A 14,361-nucleotide genomic window follows, 5' to 3' on the forward strand; every position below is an offset into this window, starting at 1 on the left:
TCGCATTAGACGACGGACGAGACGGAGCAAACGTCAATGACGACTCAGGCCCCGGTGGCCCGAAACTCGGGACCCGCCGTCTTCGCCGACATCGTGCGGGCACGCACGGGCGACGACCACCCCGGCCTGCTCTTCGAAGGCCGCACCATCACCTGGGGCCGGATCGTGCAGGAGGCCGCCGACCGGGCCGCGGCACTGGACGACGTGCCCCGGCCCGACGGCAGGCCACTGCACATCGGGCTGCTCCTGGAGAACACCCCCGACTACGTGTACTGGATCTGTGCCGCCGCGCTGGCCGGCGCCACAGTGGTCGGGATCAACCCGACCCGGCGTGGCGCCGAGCTGGCCCACGACGTGCGGCACACCGACACCGACCTGCTCCTCACCGAGGACCGCCTCGCCGGCCTCGTCGACGGGCTCGACCTGGGCATCCCCGCCGGGCAGGTGCGCAACATCGACTCCCCGGAGTACGCCGCCTGGCTGGCCCGGCACGCCGGCGCGCCGGTACCCACCGACGAGGTCGACCCGCGCGCCAACCTGCTGCTCATGTTCTCCTCCGGCTCGACCGGCGCCCCCAAGGCGGTCATCTGCTCCCACGGGCGCCTCGCCGCGGTCTCCGAGGCGCTGCTGGCCCGCACCGAGCTGACCCGCGACTCGGTCAGCTACCTGGCGATGCCGCTGTTCCACGGCAACGCCGTCATGCTCAATCTCGGCCCGGCCATGGTCTGCGGCGCGACGATCTGCATGGTCCGCAGGTTCTCCGCGTCCGGCTTCGTACGCGACGTGCACGAGCACGGCGTCACCTACTTCAACTACGTCGGCCGGGCACTGGCCTACATCCTGGCCCGGCCGGTCGACCCCCGCGACGCGACGAGCACGCTGCGGCGCGCCGTCGGAACCGAGGCCTCGGCCGCCGACATCGCCCGCTTCGCCGAGCGCTTCGGTGTCGTCATCTCCGAGGGCTACGGCTCCAGCGAGGGCGTCATGCGGATCAACCGCACCCCCGAGACGCCCGCCGAGGCGCTCGGTGTGGCCGTCGCCGGCGCCGAGATCAAGGTCATGAACGAGGAGACCGGGCTGGAGTGCCCGCCGGCCCGGCTCGACGGGACCGGGCGGCTGCTCAACGCCGACGAGGCCATCGGCCAGCTCGTCGGCGTCGGCATGGCGGCGAAGTTCGAGGGCTACTACAAGAACCCCGAGGCCGCCGCCGAGCGGGTCCGCGGCGAGGACTTCTGGTCCGGGGACCTGGCCTACCGCGACGCCGACGGCTACTTCTACTTCGCCGGCCGCTCCTCGGACTGGATCCGCGTCGACAGCGAGAACTTCGCGGCCGGCCCCGCCGAGCGGATCATCGAGCGCTGGGACCGGGTGGCGGTCGCCCCCGTCTTCGCCGTGCCCGACCCGCGTACCGGCGACCAGGTCATGTGCGTGATCCAGCTGCGCAGCGGCGCCACCTTCGACCCCGAGGCGTTCACCGCCTTCCTCGACGAGCAGGCCGACCTCGGCACCAAGTGGCGGCCCCGCTTCGTGCGGATCGTCGACCAGATCCCCAGCACCGGCAACGGCAAGGTCGCCAAGCAGATCCTGCGCCGTACCGCCTGGGTCACGACCGACCCCGTCTGGGTCCGCGACGGCGCGTCCACCGCGTACCGCCCGCTGACCGAGGCGGACGTCCGGGACCTCGAGAAGCAGTTCGCCGACAACGGACGTGCCGCGCTCCTGCCGGCCCCCTGACCTGCCGGCCCGCCCGGCACACCGACTGGCGCCCACGCCCCGAGAATGAGGAACATCCATGTACCTGGAGTACACGCCCGAGCAGCGAGAGCTGAGCAGGGAGCTGCGAGCCTACTTCGCGCGCCTGCTCACGCCCGAGGTCCGCGAGGCGCTCGGCGGCACCAACGAGGACCGCCCGGCCTACCGCGAGATCATCCGTCAGATCGGCAAGGACGGCCTGCTCGGACTCGGCTGGCCCACGGAGTACGGCGGCCAGGGCCGCCCGGCGATCGACCAGTACATCCTCTTCGACGAGATCAACCGCGCCCAGGCACCGTTCCCCTTCGTCACCATCAACAACATCGGCCCGATGCTGATGCGCTACGGCACCGAGGAGCAGAAGCGCGCCTACCTGCCGGGCATGCTGACCGGCGACGTCATCTTCGCCATCGGCTACAGCGAGCCGGGCTCCGGCACCGACCTCGCCTCGCTGAGCGCCCGGGCCGAGGCGACGCCCGACGGTGGCTGGGTCATCAACGGCCAGAAGGTGTTCACCAGCGGTGTCAGCCAGGCCGACTTCGTCTGGATGGCCGTGCGCACCGACCCCGCCGCCCCGAAGCACAAGGGCATCACCATCCTCATCGTGCCGACGTCGGACCCGGGCTTCAGCTGCACGCCGATCGCCACCAGCGGCATCACCCACACCAACGCCTCCTACTACGAGGACGTACGCGTCGGCCCCGAAGCCCTCGTCGGCGAGGTCAACGGCGGCTGGCGCCTCATCACCGGTCAGCTCGGTCACGAGCGGGTGGGCCTGGCCGCGATGGGCGGGCGCACCGAGCAACTGTGGACCGACGTCGCCGCGTGGGCCGCCGAGCCCGACACCGACGGCAACCGCGTCCTGGACAAGCCGTGGGTGCGCACGGAACTGGCCCGCGACTACGCCGAGCTGACCGCGATGCGCCTGCTCAACTGGAAGATCGCCGTCGTGGGGGAGGGCCAGAACCCGGCGCCCGCCGCCGCGTCGGTCGCCAAGGTCTACGGCACGGAGACCCACGACCGGGTCTGCCGCAACCTCGTCTCCGTCGTCGGTCCCCGCGCGACCCGGCGCGCCGGCGCGCCGGACGCCGTCCTCGGCGGACAGCTGGAGGCGTACACCCGCGGCTCCTACATCAACACCTTCGGCGGCGGCACCAACGAGGTGCTGCGCGACATGATCGCGGTCGCCGGTCTCGGCATGCCGAGGAAGGGGCGTTCCGCATGAGCACCACGACGCAGGCCCCCGCCTCCGAAGCCACCGACCAGGACGCCTTCCTCGCCCGTCTGCGCGAGTTCGTCGGCCTCGAGGCCACGCCCACCCGCTACGCCCAGGACGCCGTCAACCAGGCGATGATCCGGCACTTCGTCGAGGCGATGGGCGACGAGAACCCCGTCTACGTCGACGACCGGGCCGCCCGGGACACCGGCCGCGAGGGCGTCGTCGCCCCGCCGCCGATGCTGTCCACCTGGCTCATGGTCGGCTACAAGGCCCACACGGCCGCCGCCGCGGGCGCCGCGCCGGACACCCCGATGGCCCGGCTGCTCGCGCTGCTCGCCGACGCCGGCTTCGTCGGGGTCGTCGCGACGAACGACGAGCACGAGTACGTGCGCGAGCTGCGCCTGGGCGACGAGATCAAGATGACCACTGTCATCGAGGACGTCTCCCCGCGCAAGACCACCGGCCTGGGCACCGGCCACTTCATCACGACGCTGCGCACCTACACCGACCAGAACGACGAGGTCGTGGCCCGCCAGCGCTTCCGCATCCTGCGCTTCGACCCGTCCGGCGCCAAGCCCGCGGCGCCGGCCGCCGCCGACCCGGCGCTGCGGCACAAGCCGTTCATCCTGCGCGACAACGCGTTCTGGTTCGCCGCCGCCGCGCAGCGTCGCCTCGTCATCCAGGCCTGCACCGACTGCGGCACGCTGCGCCACCCGCCCGGCCCGATCTGCCCGTCCTGCCACTCGTACGCGTGGCACGAGGTGGAGGCGAGCGGCCGGGGCACCGTGCACAGCTACGTCGTCAGCCACCACCCGAAGGCGCCCGGGTACGACTACCCGCTCACCGTCGTGCTCGTCGACCTCGAAGAGGGCACCCGTCTGGTCGCCGACTTCGTCGGGGACGCCGGCGAGGTCGAGATCGGCATGCCCGTGCAGGTCGACTGGCTCGACTACGACGAGAACCTCACGCTGCCGCGTTTCCGGGCCGCGACCTCCGCATCGGAGCCCACAGAAGAGGAAGGGAACTGATGGACTTCCAGCTCGCCGAGGAACAGGTCACGGTCAACGACCTGGCGCGCGACGTGTTCTCGCGCAACGGCGACCCGCAGCGGCTCTTCGACATCGAGGCCGGGCCGGACCGCTTCGACCGCGTCCTGTACCGCGACCTGGCCGAGTCCGGCATCCTCGGGCTGCCCGTGCCCGAGGAGCACGGCGGCGCCGGCCTGGGCCTGTGGGAGATCGCCGGGGTCTTCGTCGAACAGGGCCGCACGCTCGGCACCGTCCCGCTGTGGGAGACCCTCGTCGGCGGCGTCCTGCCGCTGCTGCGCTACGGCAACGCCAAGCAGCAGGCCGAGTGGCTGCCCCGCGTGGCCGCCGGAGACTCGGTCCTCACCGTGGCCGTCGACGACCTGACCGACGCCCGGCCGTACGGCGCCCGCGTCCGCGCGCGGTCCGGCGCCGAGCCCGGCGGTGACGGGGTCACCCTGAGCGGCACCGCCGTCGGCGTCCGCTCGGCGCACCTCGCCGACGCGATCGTCGTCCCGGCCACCGACGAGGCGGGCGCGGTCGGGCTGTACCTCGTGCCGACCGCCGGACCCGGGGTACGCCGGGACACGTTCGAGCGCACCGACCGTGGACTCGCCTCCGACGTTCAGTTCGAGGACGCCGCCGCGGCGCTGCTCGCCGAGGGCCCCGAGGAGGACCGGCTCGACTGGCTGCTGCGCCAGGTCTGGACCGCGGTGGCGGCGCTGCAGAGCGGCGTCAGCCAGGCCGCCGTACGCCAGGCCGCCGACTACACCTCGGGCCGTGAGCAGTTCGGTGTGCCGATCGCGACCTTCCAGGCCGTCGCCCACCAGCTCGCCGACTGCCACATCGACACCGAGGCGATGGAGGTCACCTACCTCAACGCGCTCTGGCGCGAGACGACCGGGCGGCCGTCCCGGGCGGCGGTGCACGTCGCGAAGTACTGGGCCGCCGAGGCGGGCGACCGCGTCGCGCGCACCGTGCAGCACGTGCACGGCGGCATGGGTGCCGACGTCACCTATCCGATCCACCGTTACATGCTCTGGACCACGCAGCTTGCCAACACCGCCGGCTCCGGAGCCTGGCACCTGCAGCAGCTCGCGGACCTCGTGGGCGAGGGGGAGCAGCTGTGAGCACGCAGATCACCATCGAGCAGGTGAGCCCCGGCGACACGCTGCCGGAGCTGGAGATCCCGCTGACCCGGACCGTCATCGTCGCCGGCGCGCTCGCGACCCGCGACTACGAGGACGTGCACCACGACCCGGCCCAGGCCCAGCGTCGCGGCACCCCCGACACGTACATGAGCATCAACCACACCAACGGGCTCGTCGGCCGCTACGTCACCGACTGGGCCGGCCCCGCCGCGCGCATGGTGCGCCTGAGCACCCGCCTCGGGGTGCCGAACTTCCCGGGTGACGTGATGCGGCTGACCGGTGAGGTCGTCGGCGTCGAGGAGGACACCGTGCGCGTCGCGGTGCGTGGCATGAACAGCAAGGGCGGGCACGTCGTCTCCGAGGTGACAGTGCGCCTGCCCCGCGGATCGGAGCAGTGACGTGACGTCCACCTTCCTGTCGGGTCGCACCGCTGTCGTCGGCATCGGCGCGACGGAGTTCTCGAAGAACTCCGGCCGCAGCGAGCTGCAGCTGGCCGTCGAGGCCGTCTCGGCCGCCCTGGCCGACGCGGGCCTGAGCCCAGCCGACGTCGACGGCATGACGACCTTCACCATGGAGACCAACCCGGAGAACATGGTCGCCCGCAGCCTGGGCATCCCGGAGCTGAAGTTCTTCTCCCGGATCCCCTACGGCGGCGGCGGTGCCTGCGCCCCGGTCCAGCAGGCCGCCATGGCCGTCGCGAGCGGGATCGCCGACGTCGTCGTGGCGTACCGCGCCTTCAACGAGCGCTCCGGCGTCCGCTTCGGGCAGGGACCTCCGCCGGCGAAGACCCAGGCCACCTCGGACAACGAGTACCGCTCCTGGGTCAACCCGTACGGCCTGCTCACCCCGGCCCAGCACACCGCGATGTTCGCCCGCCGCTACATGCACACGTACGGCGCGACCAGCGAGGACTACGGCCGGGTGGCGGTGCTCGCCCGCAAGCACGCCGCGAACAACCCCAGGGCGTGGTTCTACGGCAAGCCGCTCACGCTCGAGGAGCACCAGGCCTCGCGCTGGATCGCCGAGCCGCTGCACCTGTTCGACTGCTGCCAGGAGACCGACGGCGGTCAGGCGATGGTCGTCGTCAGCGCCGAACGCGCCAAGGACCTGCCCGTCACCCCGGTCTACATCCGGGGCGCGGCCCAGGGCCTGGGACCGGACCAGTACCAGATGGTCAGCTACTACCGCGAGGACCTGACCCGGATCCCCGAGGTCGAGCTCTGCGCCCGGCAGTTGTGGGCCCAGTCGGGGCTCGGTCCCGCCGACATGGACGCGGCGATCCTCTACGACCACTTCACGCCGTACGTGCTCAACCAGCTCGAGGAGTACGGCTTCTGCGGTCGCGGTGAGGCCAAGGACTTCATCGCCGACGGCAACCTGGAGGTCACCGGCTCGCTGCCGACGAACACCCACGGCGGCCAGATCGGCGAGGCCTACCTGCACGGCACGAACGGTGTCGCGGAGGGCGTCCGCCTCGTCCGGGGCACCTCGACCAACCAGCCCGACGGCGTCCGCAACGTCCTGGTGACGGCGGGCGTCGGCGTTCCCACCAGTGCACTGATCCTCTCCGCGGAGGGCTGAGACGCCGGCCACCACCACAGCTCCGAAGGCCGTCAGCGACCCACGGATCCCGCCCGGCAGCGGCCGGAAGGGACAACACCACCTCTGATCAGCCGGAACGACTCGGCTCGTGTTTAGGAAGGATGAGAATGGGCGTCACCATAACGGCCCGCAAACGTGTGGTCGCGTTGATCAGCATCGGGGCTCTCGCCCTGGCCGGCTGCAGCTCGCCGGACAACTCCGGCAGCGGCAGCAGCGCCGCGCAGGGCGAGATCGACACGTCGGCAGTGCTCAAGTTCGCGTCGGCGGGTCCGTTGCGCGACCTCGACCCGGCCCTGCAGACGAGCTACGGCGCGTGGGGCTACCTGTTCCTCGTCTGGGACCGGCTGACCATGCTGGACAAGGACGACAAGATCGTCCCGGGCCTGGCCAAGGAGTGGAACTTCGTCGAGGACGGCAGCGTCCTGGAACTCAAGCTCCGGGACGACGTGAAGTTCCACGACGGCACGCCGTTCGACGCCGAGGCCGTCAAGGTCAACATCGAGCGCGGCAAGACGCTCGAGGGCTCGACCCTCAAGAGCGACCTCGCCGACATCGAGTCGGTCGAGGTCGTCGACGCGACGACCGCGCGCCTCAAGCTGGTCAAGGGCAAGGGCGTCCAGCTGCCCGCGTCCTTCACCGGCACGGCCGGCATGATGGTCAGCCCGAAGGCGATCAAGGACGGCGCCGACATCAAGAACAATCCCGGCACCGCCGGGTCCGGCCCGTACATCGCCACCCAGCTCGTCCCCCAGGAGAAGCTCGTCCTCAAGCGGGCCGACAACTACTGGGACCCGAACGTCGGCCGTCTCGGCGGCATCGAGCTGCAGCGGGTGCCCGACGCCGCTGCCCGCCTCAACGGCCTGCAGAGCGGCCAGGTCGACCTGGCCCCGCTCAGCTCGGCCGGCGAGATCGCCACGGTGGAGAAGATCGTCACCCCGGGCAGCGGTCTCCAGCAGCACCAGGTGAAGTTCAAGAACGTCGTCGGCATCTACCTGCGCGCCAACAAGGGCGACCTCGTCAAGCCGGAGGTCCGCCAGGCGATCGCCCACGCGGTCGACCCGGAGGCGATCAGCGCGCTCTTCAGCGGCTACTGCACGCCGACCCGCCAGGTCGTGCCGGAGACGGACCCGAGCCGCATCCCGAGCTACACCTACCCGTACGAGTTCAGCGTGGACAAGGCCAAGGCCCTCGTGCAGCAGGCCGGCGGCGCCAAGGTGTCGGTCACCTTCGCCGCGGGCACGAACGCCGAGCAGCCGGCAAACGTCGTGCAGGCGTCCCTGCGGGCCGCCGGCGTCGACGCGACGCTCAACCCCGTGCCCAACACCGAGAACGAGCCGCGCTTCATCGCCGGCGACTTCGAGCTGATGGTCGGCACGTCGTGGAGCCCGAAGGCCGACCCGGCGGCGACGGTGAACACCTACATGCTGAACACGTACAAGCTCGCCGCGGACCCCTCGCTCATCGCGGGCAAGGCGGCCGAGGCCGCCAACCCCACGCTGCCGATGGACAAGCGGGCCCCGCTGTACCAGGACATCTGGAAGACGACGCTCGAGCAGGCCTGGTTCGTGCCGCTGTGCAACCAGACCAACGCGAACGTCTCGAAGGCGAACATCGTCGGCACCGACAACATCCCGATGTCGAACATCGGCATCTGGGACCTGCGCCACATCGCCGTCAAGAAGTAACCGGTCGCTCCTGACCACCGGTGGCGTCGCCGCCGGACCACCCGCTGCGGCGGGGGCCGGCGGCGACACCACCGGCCTTGCCGGCACCAGGCCGTGCGAGGCGCAGTCCCAGGCACACGCTCAGAGTCGAGGTAGGACATGATCCGCTACGCCAGCAGGCGCTTGCTCGCGGCAATACCCCTGCTGTTCGTCGTCCCGCTGCTCGTCTTCGCCCTGATCGAACTCGCTCCGGGCGACCCGGCCGTCGTCCTGGCCGGCGACGAGCCGACCCCGGAACGTGTCGAGGCGATCCGCGAGGAACTCAACCTCAACGCTCCGGTCCTGGTGCGCTACGCCATGTGGGTCGGCGACGTCCTGCGCGGCGACCTCGGCACGTCCTTCCTGTCCGATCAGACAGTCATCGAGCTGCTGACGCGGCGAATGGCCACGACGATGTCGCTGGTGCTCGTCGCGATGATCTTCGCCGTCGTGCTCGGGGCCACCCTCGCCCTCGTGGCCACGCTGCGCTCCGGTGGCATCGTCGACCGGTTCGTCAACGGGCTCGCCTCGATCGCGATCGCCATCCCGGGCTTCTGGTTCGGCCTCGTGCTCGCCTCGGTCTTCGCGGTGGGCCTGCAGATGTTTCCGGCGTTCGGCTATCAACCGCTGGCCGACGGCTTCTGGCCGTGGCTGTCGCACCTCGTCCTGCCGGGCATCGCCCTCGGCCTGCTACCCGCGGCCGAGGTGACCCTGCAACTCCGCTCGGCGCTCGGGCAGGTCATGAAGTCCGACTACGTCCTCAACGCCGAGGCCAAGGGACTGTCGCGATCCAGCGTGGTGTTCAAGCACTCCCTGAAGAACGCATGCATCCCCGTCGTCACCGTCCTCGGCTTCCGCGTCGCGGAGGTCCTCGCCGGGTCGGTGACCATCGAGATGATCTACAACATGCCGGGCCTCGGTCGTACCGCGATCGAGGCGGTGCAGGGCCGTGACATCCCGGTGCTGCTCGGCTTCGTCCTGTTCAGCACGACTGTCGTCGTGCTCGTCAACCTCATCGTCGACATCTCCTACGGCTACTTCAACCCGAAGGTGCGGTCATGAGCGCCAACCAGACCCCCTCGGCTCCGGCGCCGGGGAACGACTCGGGCCTCGCCGAGGTGCCGGCGGCGGCCATCGGCACGGGCGAACCGGAGCCGGTCGCCGCCCCCGGCATCCTCAAGAGCATCGTGCGCCGCCCCGCGACGATCGCGGCCGGCGTCTTCCTGCTCGTGCTGACCTTCATCGCGATCTTCGCCCCGGCCCTGGCACCGTACGACCCCGACGTGCAGAACCTGTTGCTGCGGCTCCGGCCGCCGAACGCCGAGCACTGGCTGGGGACCGACGACTACGGCCGGGACGTGCTGAGCCGGCTCATCTTCGGCGCGCGGGTCTCGCTGTGGGCGGCGCTGCAGGCCGCGGCCGTCGCGCTCGTCCTCGGTCTGCCGCTCGGCATGATCGCGGGCTACCGCGGCGGCTGGGTCGACGCGATCCTGACCCGCATCATGGACGCGCTGATGAGCGCCCCGTCGCTCGTGCTGGCCATCACCATCGTCGCGGTCCTCGGCGCCGGCATCACCAACGCGATGCTCGCCATCGGCCTGGTCATGGCCCCGCGCTTCTTCCGGGTGGCCCGCGCCGGCACGATGGACGTGCGGCACGAGACCTACATCGAGGCCTCGATCGCCCTGGGCTGCAGCACCCTGCGGATCGCGGTGCGGCACGTGCTGCCCAACGTGCTGCCGCCGATCATCCTCGTCATCTCGGTGTCGCTTGGTACCGCCGTGGCGGCCGAGGCGAGCCTGAGCTTCCTCGGGCTGGGCGTCCAGGCCCCCGCGGCCAGCTGGGGCTCGATGCTCTCGACGGCCTCGTCGAACATGCGCCTCGCGCCGTACCTCGTGTGGCCGCCCGGCGTGATGATCTTCCTCGCCGTCCTCGCCTTCACCTACGTCGGTGACGGCGTCCGTCGCGCCCTCGTGCGCACCCGCTCGGGCAACTGACCGTCCGGCAACCACCAGGAGCTGACATGGCACGTGAAACGGCGCCCGCCGGCACCAGGACCGACGCCACCGGCGGAACGGCGGACCTGCTGCGCGTGGAGAACCTGAGCGTCGAGTTCCCCTCGCCCTCGGGCGGCTGGCAGACGACCGTCCAGGACGTCTCGTTCTCGCTCAAGCCGGGCGGTTCGATGGCCCTGGTCGGCGAGTCCGGGTCGGGCAAGACGGTGACCTCCATCGCGGTGATGGGCCTGACCGGGGCGACCGGAGGACGGATCGCCTCGGGCCGGATCGTCTTCGACGGCGTGGATCTCACCGCGGGCACCCAGAAGCAGTGGCGGGACCTGCGCGGCCCGGGCATGGGCATGATCTTCCAGCAGCCGATCCGCAGCCTCAACCCGGCGTACACGGTCGGGGACCAGATCGCCGAGTCGGTGCGCAAGCACCTGGGCATGAACCGCAAGCAAGCCCGGGCCCGTGCCGTCGAGATGCTCGACATGGTGCAGATCCCGCGGGCGGCGCAGCGGATCGACGACTACCCGCACGCGTTCTCCGGCGGCATGTGCCAGCGCGTCATGATCGCGATGGTCATGGCGTGCAACCCGCGCCTGCTCATCGCCGACGAGCCGACGACGGCGCTCGACGTGACGGTGCAGGAACGGATCCTCGAACTGCTGCGCGACCTGCAGGAGCAGACCGGGGTGGCGCTGCTGTTCGTCAGCCACGACCTCGCGGTGGTGGCCGAGCTGTGCCGGGACGTCGTGGTCATGTACGCCGGCGAGGTGGCCGAGAACGCGCCCTCGGAGCAGTTGTTCTTCCACCCGCGGCACCCCTACACGTCCGGCCTGATCGGCTCGATCCCGAAGCCGGGCCTGAGCACCGACCGGCGGTTGCGCGCGATCCCCGGTGGCATCCCGGCGCCGGGCGCCTGGCCGCACGGGTGCCGGTTCAGCAGCCGGTGCGAGTTCGCCGTGCCGGGCCGGTGCGACGTGGCCCACCCCGGCCTGGTCCGTCTCGACGGCGCCGCCGAGCACCATGCGCGGTGCGTGCGGGCCGCGGAGCTCTCTCTGGATGGAGTGACGGTCTGATGAGCCTGCTCGAAGTCGAGAACCTCACGAAGTCGTTCAGCGCCGGCCGGGACTGGCTCGGCCGGCGTACGAAATGGTTGAACGCGGTCAAGGGGGTGAGCTTCACCCTGGAGCGCGGCGAGTGCCTCGCCGTCGTCGGCGAGTCCGGCGCGGGCAAGTCGACGGTCGGGCGCATGGTGCTGCGCCTCATCGAGCCGGACTCCGGCTCGGTGACCTTCGACGGGATCGACGTACTGGCCACGAAGCCGAAGCAACTGCGCGCGCTGCGCCAGCGGATGCAGATGATCTTCCAGGATCCGTACAGCTCGCTCGACCCGCGGATGACGATCAGGGACGCGGTCGCCGAACCTCTCCTCGTGCACACCGACAAGGACCGGGCCACCCGCGAGAAGGAGGCCGTCGAGCTGCTCGACAAGGTCGGCATCGGCTCGCGTTACCTGGAGCGGTACCCGGCCGAGCTGTCCGGCGGGCAGTTGCAGCGGGTCGCGATCGCCCGGGCGCTGACGATGAAGCCGAGCCTCATCGTGTGCGACGAACCGGTCGCGGCGCTCGACGTGTCGGTGCGGGCGCAGGTGCTCAACCTGCTCCGGGACCTGCAGGAGGAGCTGGGTCTGGCGTACCTGTTCGTCTGTCACGACCTGGCCCTCGTCGAGGTCATCGCCGACCGGGTCATGGTGATGGCCGCAGGTGAGGTGGTGGAGACGGACACCACGGACCAGATCTTCGCCAACCCGCGGCAGGAGTACACGAAGAAGCTGCTCGCGGCGATCCCCGTGCCGCTGCCGCGCGACGCGCAGGGCAACCGGCTCGTCGCGCCCGGAAGGGTGGGCTGAACGGTGACCGGAACGACTGAACTGACCCGGACGCAGCTGCTGGCGCGGTTCGCGACGACGCGCGACGAGGAGATCCCCGAGTCGGTACGCGACTACGGCAAGCTCGTCCTGCTCGACTCGCTCGTCTGCGGGCTGGCGGCGGTGCGGTTGCGGCGCAGCCGCATGGTCCAGCGGGTCGCCGCCCGGTTCGGCGGCCCGGCCGAGGCGACCGTGTTCGGGCTGGAGCAGCGGGTCGCGGCGATCAACGCCGCGCACGCCAACGCGGACATGATGAACGCGCTGGACGCCGACGACACGTTCTTCAACTCGGCGCACTTCGCGGTGTTCGGCGTCGCGGCCGGTCTGGCAGAGGCCGAGCGGCTGCACGCCGACGGCGCGAGCCTGCTGCGCGCGAGCATCATCGCGTTCGAGATCAACGCGCGGCTGAACCTGTCGACCTCGCTCATGGCCTTCGAGGACGGCCAGTTCCGCTGGTCGCCGCTGTCGTCGCACGGGTACGCCTCGATGGGCGCGGCCGCGGCGTGCGCTGTCGTCGGCGGCTGGGAGCCGGAGCGGCTGGCCCACGCGCTCGGCCTGGTCGCCTGGCTGGCCCCGCCGGCGAAGAACTCCTACATGGCCGAGCGGCGCTCGTTCAACGCGTTCAAGTACGGCCCGTACGGCGCGATCGCGCACGCCGGGATGCTCGGCGCGGCGCTGGCCGAGGAGGGCTACACCGGCGACCTGGACGTGCTGGACCGCACCCCGGGCTTCATCGAGGCGATGGGCTTCCTCGGCGGCGAGCGGCACGAGATGGTCGCCGGCCTGGGGTCGAAGTGGTGGATCACCGAGACGTCGCTCAAGCCGTACCCGACGTGCCGTTTCACCCACGCGGCGCTCGACGCGATCCGCGCGTTCCCGGGCACCCACGGGGTGCCGGTGTCGCAGATCGAGTCCATGGAGATCCGGCTGAGCCCGGCGGCCTACCGGACGTTGCAGTTCCGGGAGCCGGCCCCGCAGATCCCGGACACCGCCGTCGCGCCGCTGGACGGCGCCTTCAACATGCCGTACGCCGCGGCGCTGGCGCTGCTCGGGCACGCGCCGGGACCGCAGTGGTACGACCCCGAGCGGCTGGCCGACCCGGCGGTGTGGGACCTGGCGCGCCGGATCACGACGGCGCCCGACCCGGTGCTCGACGCGGAGTGGGAGGCCGACCTCAGGGAACACCCGGGCGGCCAGATCCGCCGGACGCGGGGCGCGCTGACGATCCGGGCCGGCGGCCGGGAGTACGTGGTCGAGTCGGACTTCGCCCAGGGCGACCCGTGGGACGACACGACGCGGGCGGACTGGGACTTCGTGACCGGCAAGCTGGCCTCGTTCTGCGACGGGATCCTCGACGCGGACACGCAGGAGCGGCTCGTCGAGGTGGTCCGGGGCATCGACGACGTCGCCGACGTCGCCGAGACGCTGTCGCCGCTGCTGGCGCGTGCGCGGTGAGCCGACGGATCGGCGCGGAGACGAGGTCGTTCGCCTCGTACGGCCGGTCGTGGCTGATCGTCATCCGCGGGCCGCGCGGGATGGCGTTCGACCGGTTCCTCGTGCGACGGACCGGGTTCTCGCTCGTGTCGTTGCAGTACGCGCTGGCGGGCAGGTTCCCGTACCACCCGACGCTGCTGCTGACGACTGTGGGCCGTCGCTCCGGGGAGCTGCGCGACGCTGCGCTGCCCTACGTGCCGTACGGGAAGGATCTGGTGGTCGTCGGCTCCAAGGGCGGCGGCCCCAAGGACCCCGCCTGGGTGGTCAACGCGCGTCACCACGAACTGTGCTGGATCGTCCTGCGGCGCAGGACGGTCCCGGTGCGGGCGCGGGTGACCGACGGCGAGCGCGACCCGGAGCTGTTCGCGCACGTCGTGGCGCGCAAGCCGAACGTGGGACGCTACGCCGAACGGGCCGCCGGCTTCGGGCGGCAGATCCCGCTCGTCGTCCTGACCGCCGTCTCGGGTGAGCCGCTCGCCTGA

13 protein-coding genes are annotated in these 14,361 nt (G+C 71.2%); all 13 read left to right on the forward strand.

The window, feature by feature from the left end:
• Positions 1 to 36 precede the first annotated feature (36 nt).
• The 13 genes from PVK74_RS03070 to PVK74_RS03130 all read left to right on the forward strand — a co-directional run bounded on the left by PVK74_RS03070 (position 37) and on the right by PVK74_RS03130 (position 14,361).
• The gene (locus PVK74_RS03070) at positions 37 to 1,734 is read left to right on the forward strand and encodes an AMP-binding protein (RefSeq protein WP_069090067.1); all 1,698 of its coding nucleotides are present in this window, start codon (positions 37 to 39) and stop codon (positions 1,732 to 1,734) included.
• A 58-nt stretch (positions 1,735 to 1,792) separates the two neighbouring features.
• Entirely contained in the window at positions 1,793 to 2,977 is a 1,185-nt protein-coding gene (locus PVK74_RS03075) for an acyl-CoA dehydrogenase family protein (RefSeq protein ID WP_187693570.1), read from the forward strand.
• Positions 2,974 to 3,999: a bifunctional MaoC family dehydratase N-terminal/OB-fold nucleic acid binding domain-containing protein gene (locus PVK74_RS03080; protein WP_069090069.1), complete on the forward strand. Its 1,026-nt coding sequence runs from the start codon at positions 2,974 to 2,976 to the stop codon at positions 3,997 to 3,999. The genes PVK74_RS03075 and PVK74_RS03080 overlap by 4 nt, the downstream gene beginning before the upstream one ends.
• Entirely contained in the window at positions 3,999 to 5,126 is a 1,128-nt protein-coding gene (locus tag PVK74_RS03085) for an acyl-CoA dehydrogenase family protein (protein ID WP_274478105.1), read from the forward strand. The genes PVK74_RS03080 and PVK74_RS03085 overlap by 1 nt, the downstream gene beginning before the upstream one ends.
• Entirely contained in the window at positions 5,123 to 5,545 is a 423-nt protein-coding gene (locus tag PVK74_RS03090) for a MaoC/PaaZ C-terminal domain-containing protein (protein WP_223201125.1), read from the forward strand. The genes PVK74_RS03085 and PVK74_RS03090 overlap by 4 nt, the downstream gene beginning before the upstream one ends.
• A gap of 1 nt (position 5,546) precedes the next feature.
• Positions 5,547 to 6,728, forward strand: a complete 1,182-nt coding sequence (locus PVK74_RS03095) for a lipid-transfer protein (RefSeq protein ID WP_043324837.1) — start codon at positions 5,547 to 5,549, stop codon at positions 6,726 to 6,728.
• A 128-nt stretch (positions 6,729 to 6,856) separates the two neighbouring features.
• Positions 6,857 to 8,434 carry an ABC transporter substrate-binding protein gene (locus PVK74_RS03100; protein ID WP_064446348.1) on the forward strand — a complete coding sequence of 526 codons (1,578 nt, stop codon included), beginning with the start codon at positions 6,857 to 6,859 and terminating at the stop codon, positions 8,432 to 8,434.
• A gap of 138 nt (positions 8,435 to 8,572) precedes the next feature.
• The gene (locus PVK74_RS03105; RefSeq protein ID WP_043324835.1) at positions 8,573 to 9,514 is read left to right on the forward strand and encodes an ABC transporter permease; all 942 of its coding nucleotides are present in this window, start codon (positions 8,573 to 8,575) and stop codon (positions 9,512 to 9,514) included.
• The gene (locus tag PVK74_RS03110; RefSeq protein ID WP_043324834.1) at positions 9,511 to 10,449 is read left to right on the forward strand and encodes an ABC transporter permease; all 939 of its coding nucleotides are present in this window, start codon (positions 9,511 to 9,513) and stop codon (positions 10,447 to 10,449) included. The genes PVK74_RS03105 and PVK74_RS03110 overlap by 4 nt, the downstream gene beginning before the upstream one ends.
• 26 nt (positions 10,450 to 10,475) lie before the next feature.
• On the forward strand, positions 10,476 to 11,534 hold the full coding sequence (locus tag PVK74_RS03115; RefSeq protein WP_064446347.1) for an ABC transporter ATP-binding protein: 1,059 nt from the start codon (positions 10,476 to 10,478) through the stop codon (positions 11,532 to 11,534).
• Complete coding sequence (locus tag PVK74_RS03120) at positions 11,534 to 12,367, forward strand: ABC transporter ATP-binding protein (RefSeq protein WP_051611046.1); 834 nt, start codon at positions 11,534 to 11,536, stop codon at positions 12,365 to 12,367. Before PVK74_RS03115 ends, PVK74_RS03120 begins: the two co-directional genes overlap by 1 nt.
• A gap of 3 nt (positions 12,368 to 12,370) precedes the next feature.
• Complete coding sequence (locus tag PVK74_RS03125) at positions 12,371 to 13,840, forward strand: MmgE/PrpD family protein (RefSeq protein WP_274478107.1); 1,470 nt, start codon at positions 12,371 to 12,373, stop codon at positions 13,838 to 13,840.
• Positions 13,837 to 14,361 (forward strand): nitroreductase/quinone reductase family protein, encoded by a 525-nt coding sequence (locus PVK74_RS03130; RefSeq protein ID WP_051611044.1) that lies wholly within the window; start codon positions 13,837 to 13,839, stop codon positions 14,359 to 14,361. Before PVK74_RS03125 ends, PVK74_RS03130 begins: the two co-directional genes overlap by 4 nt.

The sequence above is a fragment of the Micromonospora chalcea genome (assembly GCF_028768405.1).
Classification (GTDB): Bacteria; Actinomycetota; Actinomycetes; order Mycobacteriales; family Micromonosporaceae; genus Micromonospora; species Micromonospora chalcea.

What these genes read in the sequence shown, in the direction of transcription:
- PVK74_RS03115 (WP_064446347.1), top strand. Translation starts at nt 10,476, where the DNA reads ATGGCACGTGAAACGGCGCCCGCCGGCACCAGGACCGACGCCACCGGC.
- PVK74_RS03075 (WP_187693570.1), top strand. Translation starts at nt 1,793, where the DNA reads ATGTACCTGGAGTACACGCCCGAGCAGCGAGAGCTGAGCAGGGAGCTG.
- PVK74_RS03070 (WP_069090067.1), top strand. Translation starts at nt 37, where the DNA reads ATGACGACTCAGGCCCCGGTGGCCCGAAACTCGGGACCCGCCGTCTTC.
- PVK74_RS03120 (WP_051611046.1), top strand. Translation starts at nt 11,534, where the DNA reads ATGAGCCTGCTCGAAGTCGAGAACCTCACGAAGTCGTTCAGCGCCGGC.
- PVK74_RS03080 (WP_069090069.1), top strand. Translation starts at nt 2,974, where the DNA reads ATGAGCACCACGACGCAGGCCCCCGCCTCCGAAGCCACCGACCAGGAC.
- PVK74_RS03105 (WP_043324835.1), top strand. Translation starts at nt 8,573, where the DNA reads ATGATCCGCTACGCCAGCAGGCGCTTGCTCGCGGCAATACCCCTGCTG.
- PVK74_RS03085 (WP_274478105.1), top strand. Translation starts at nt 3,999, where the DNA reads ATGGACTTCCAGCTCGCCGAGGAACAGGTCACGGTCAACGACCTGGCG.
- PVK74_RS03110 (WP_043324834.1), top strand. Translation starts at nt 9,511, where the DNA reads ATGAGCGCCAACCAGACCCCCTCGGCTCCGGCGCCGGGGAACGACTCG.
- PVK74_RS03100 (WP_064446348.1), top strand. Translation starts at nt 6,857, where the DNA reads ATGGGCGTCACCATAACGGCCCGCAAACGTGTGGTCGCGTTGATCAGC.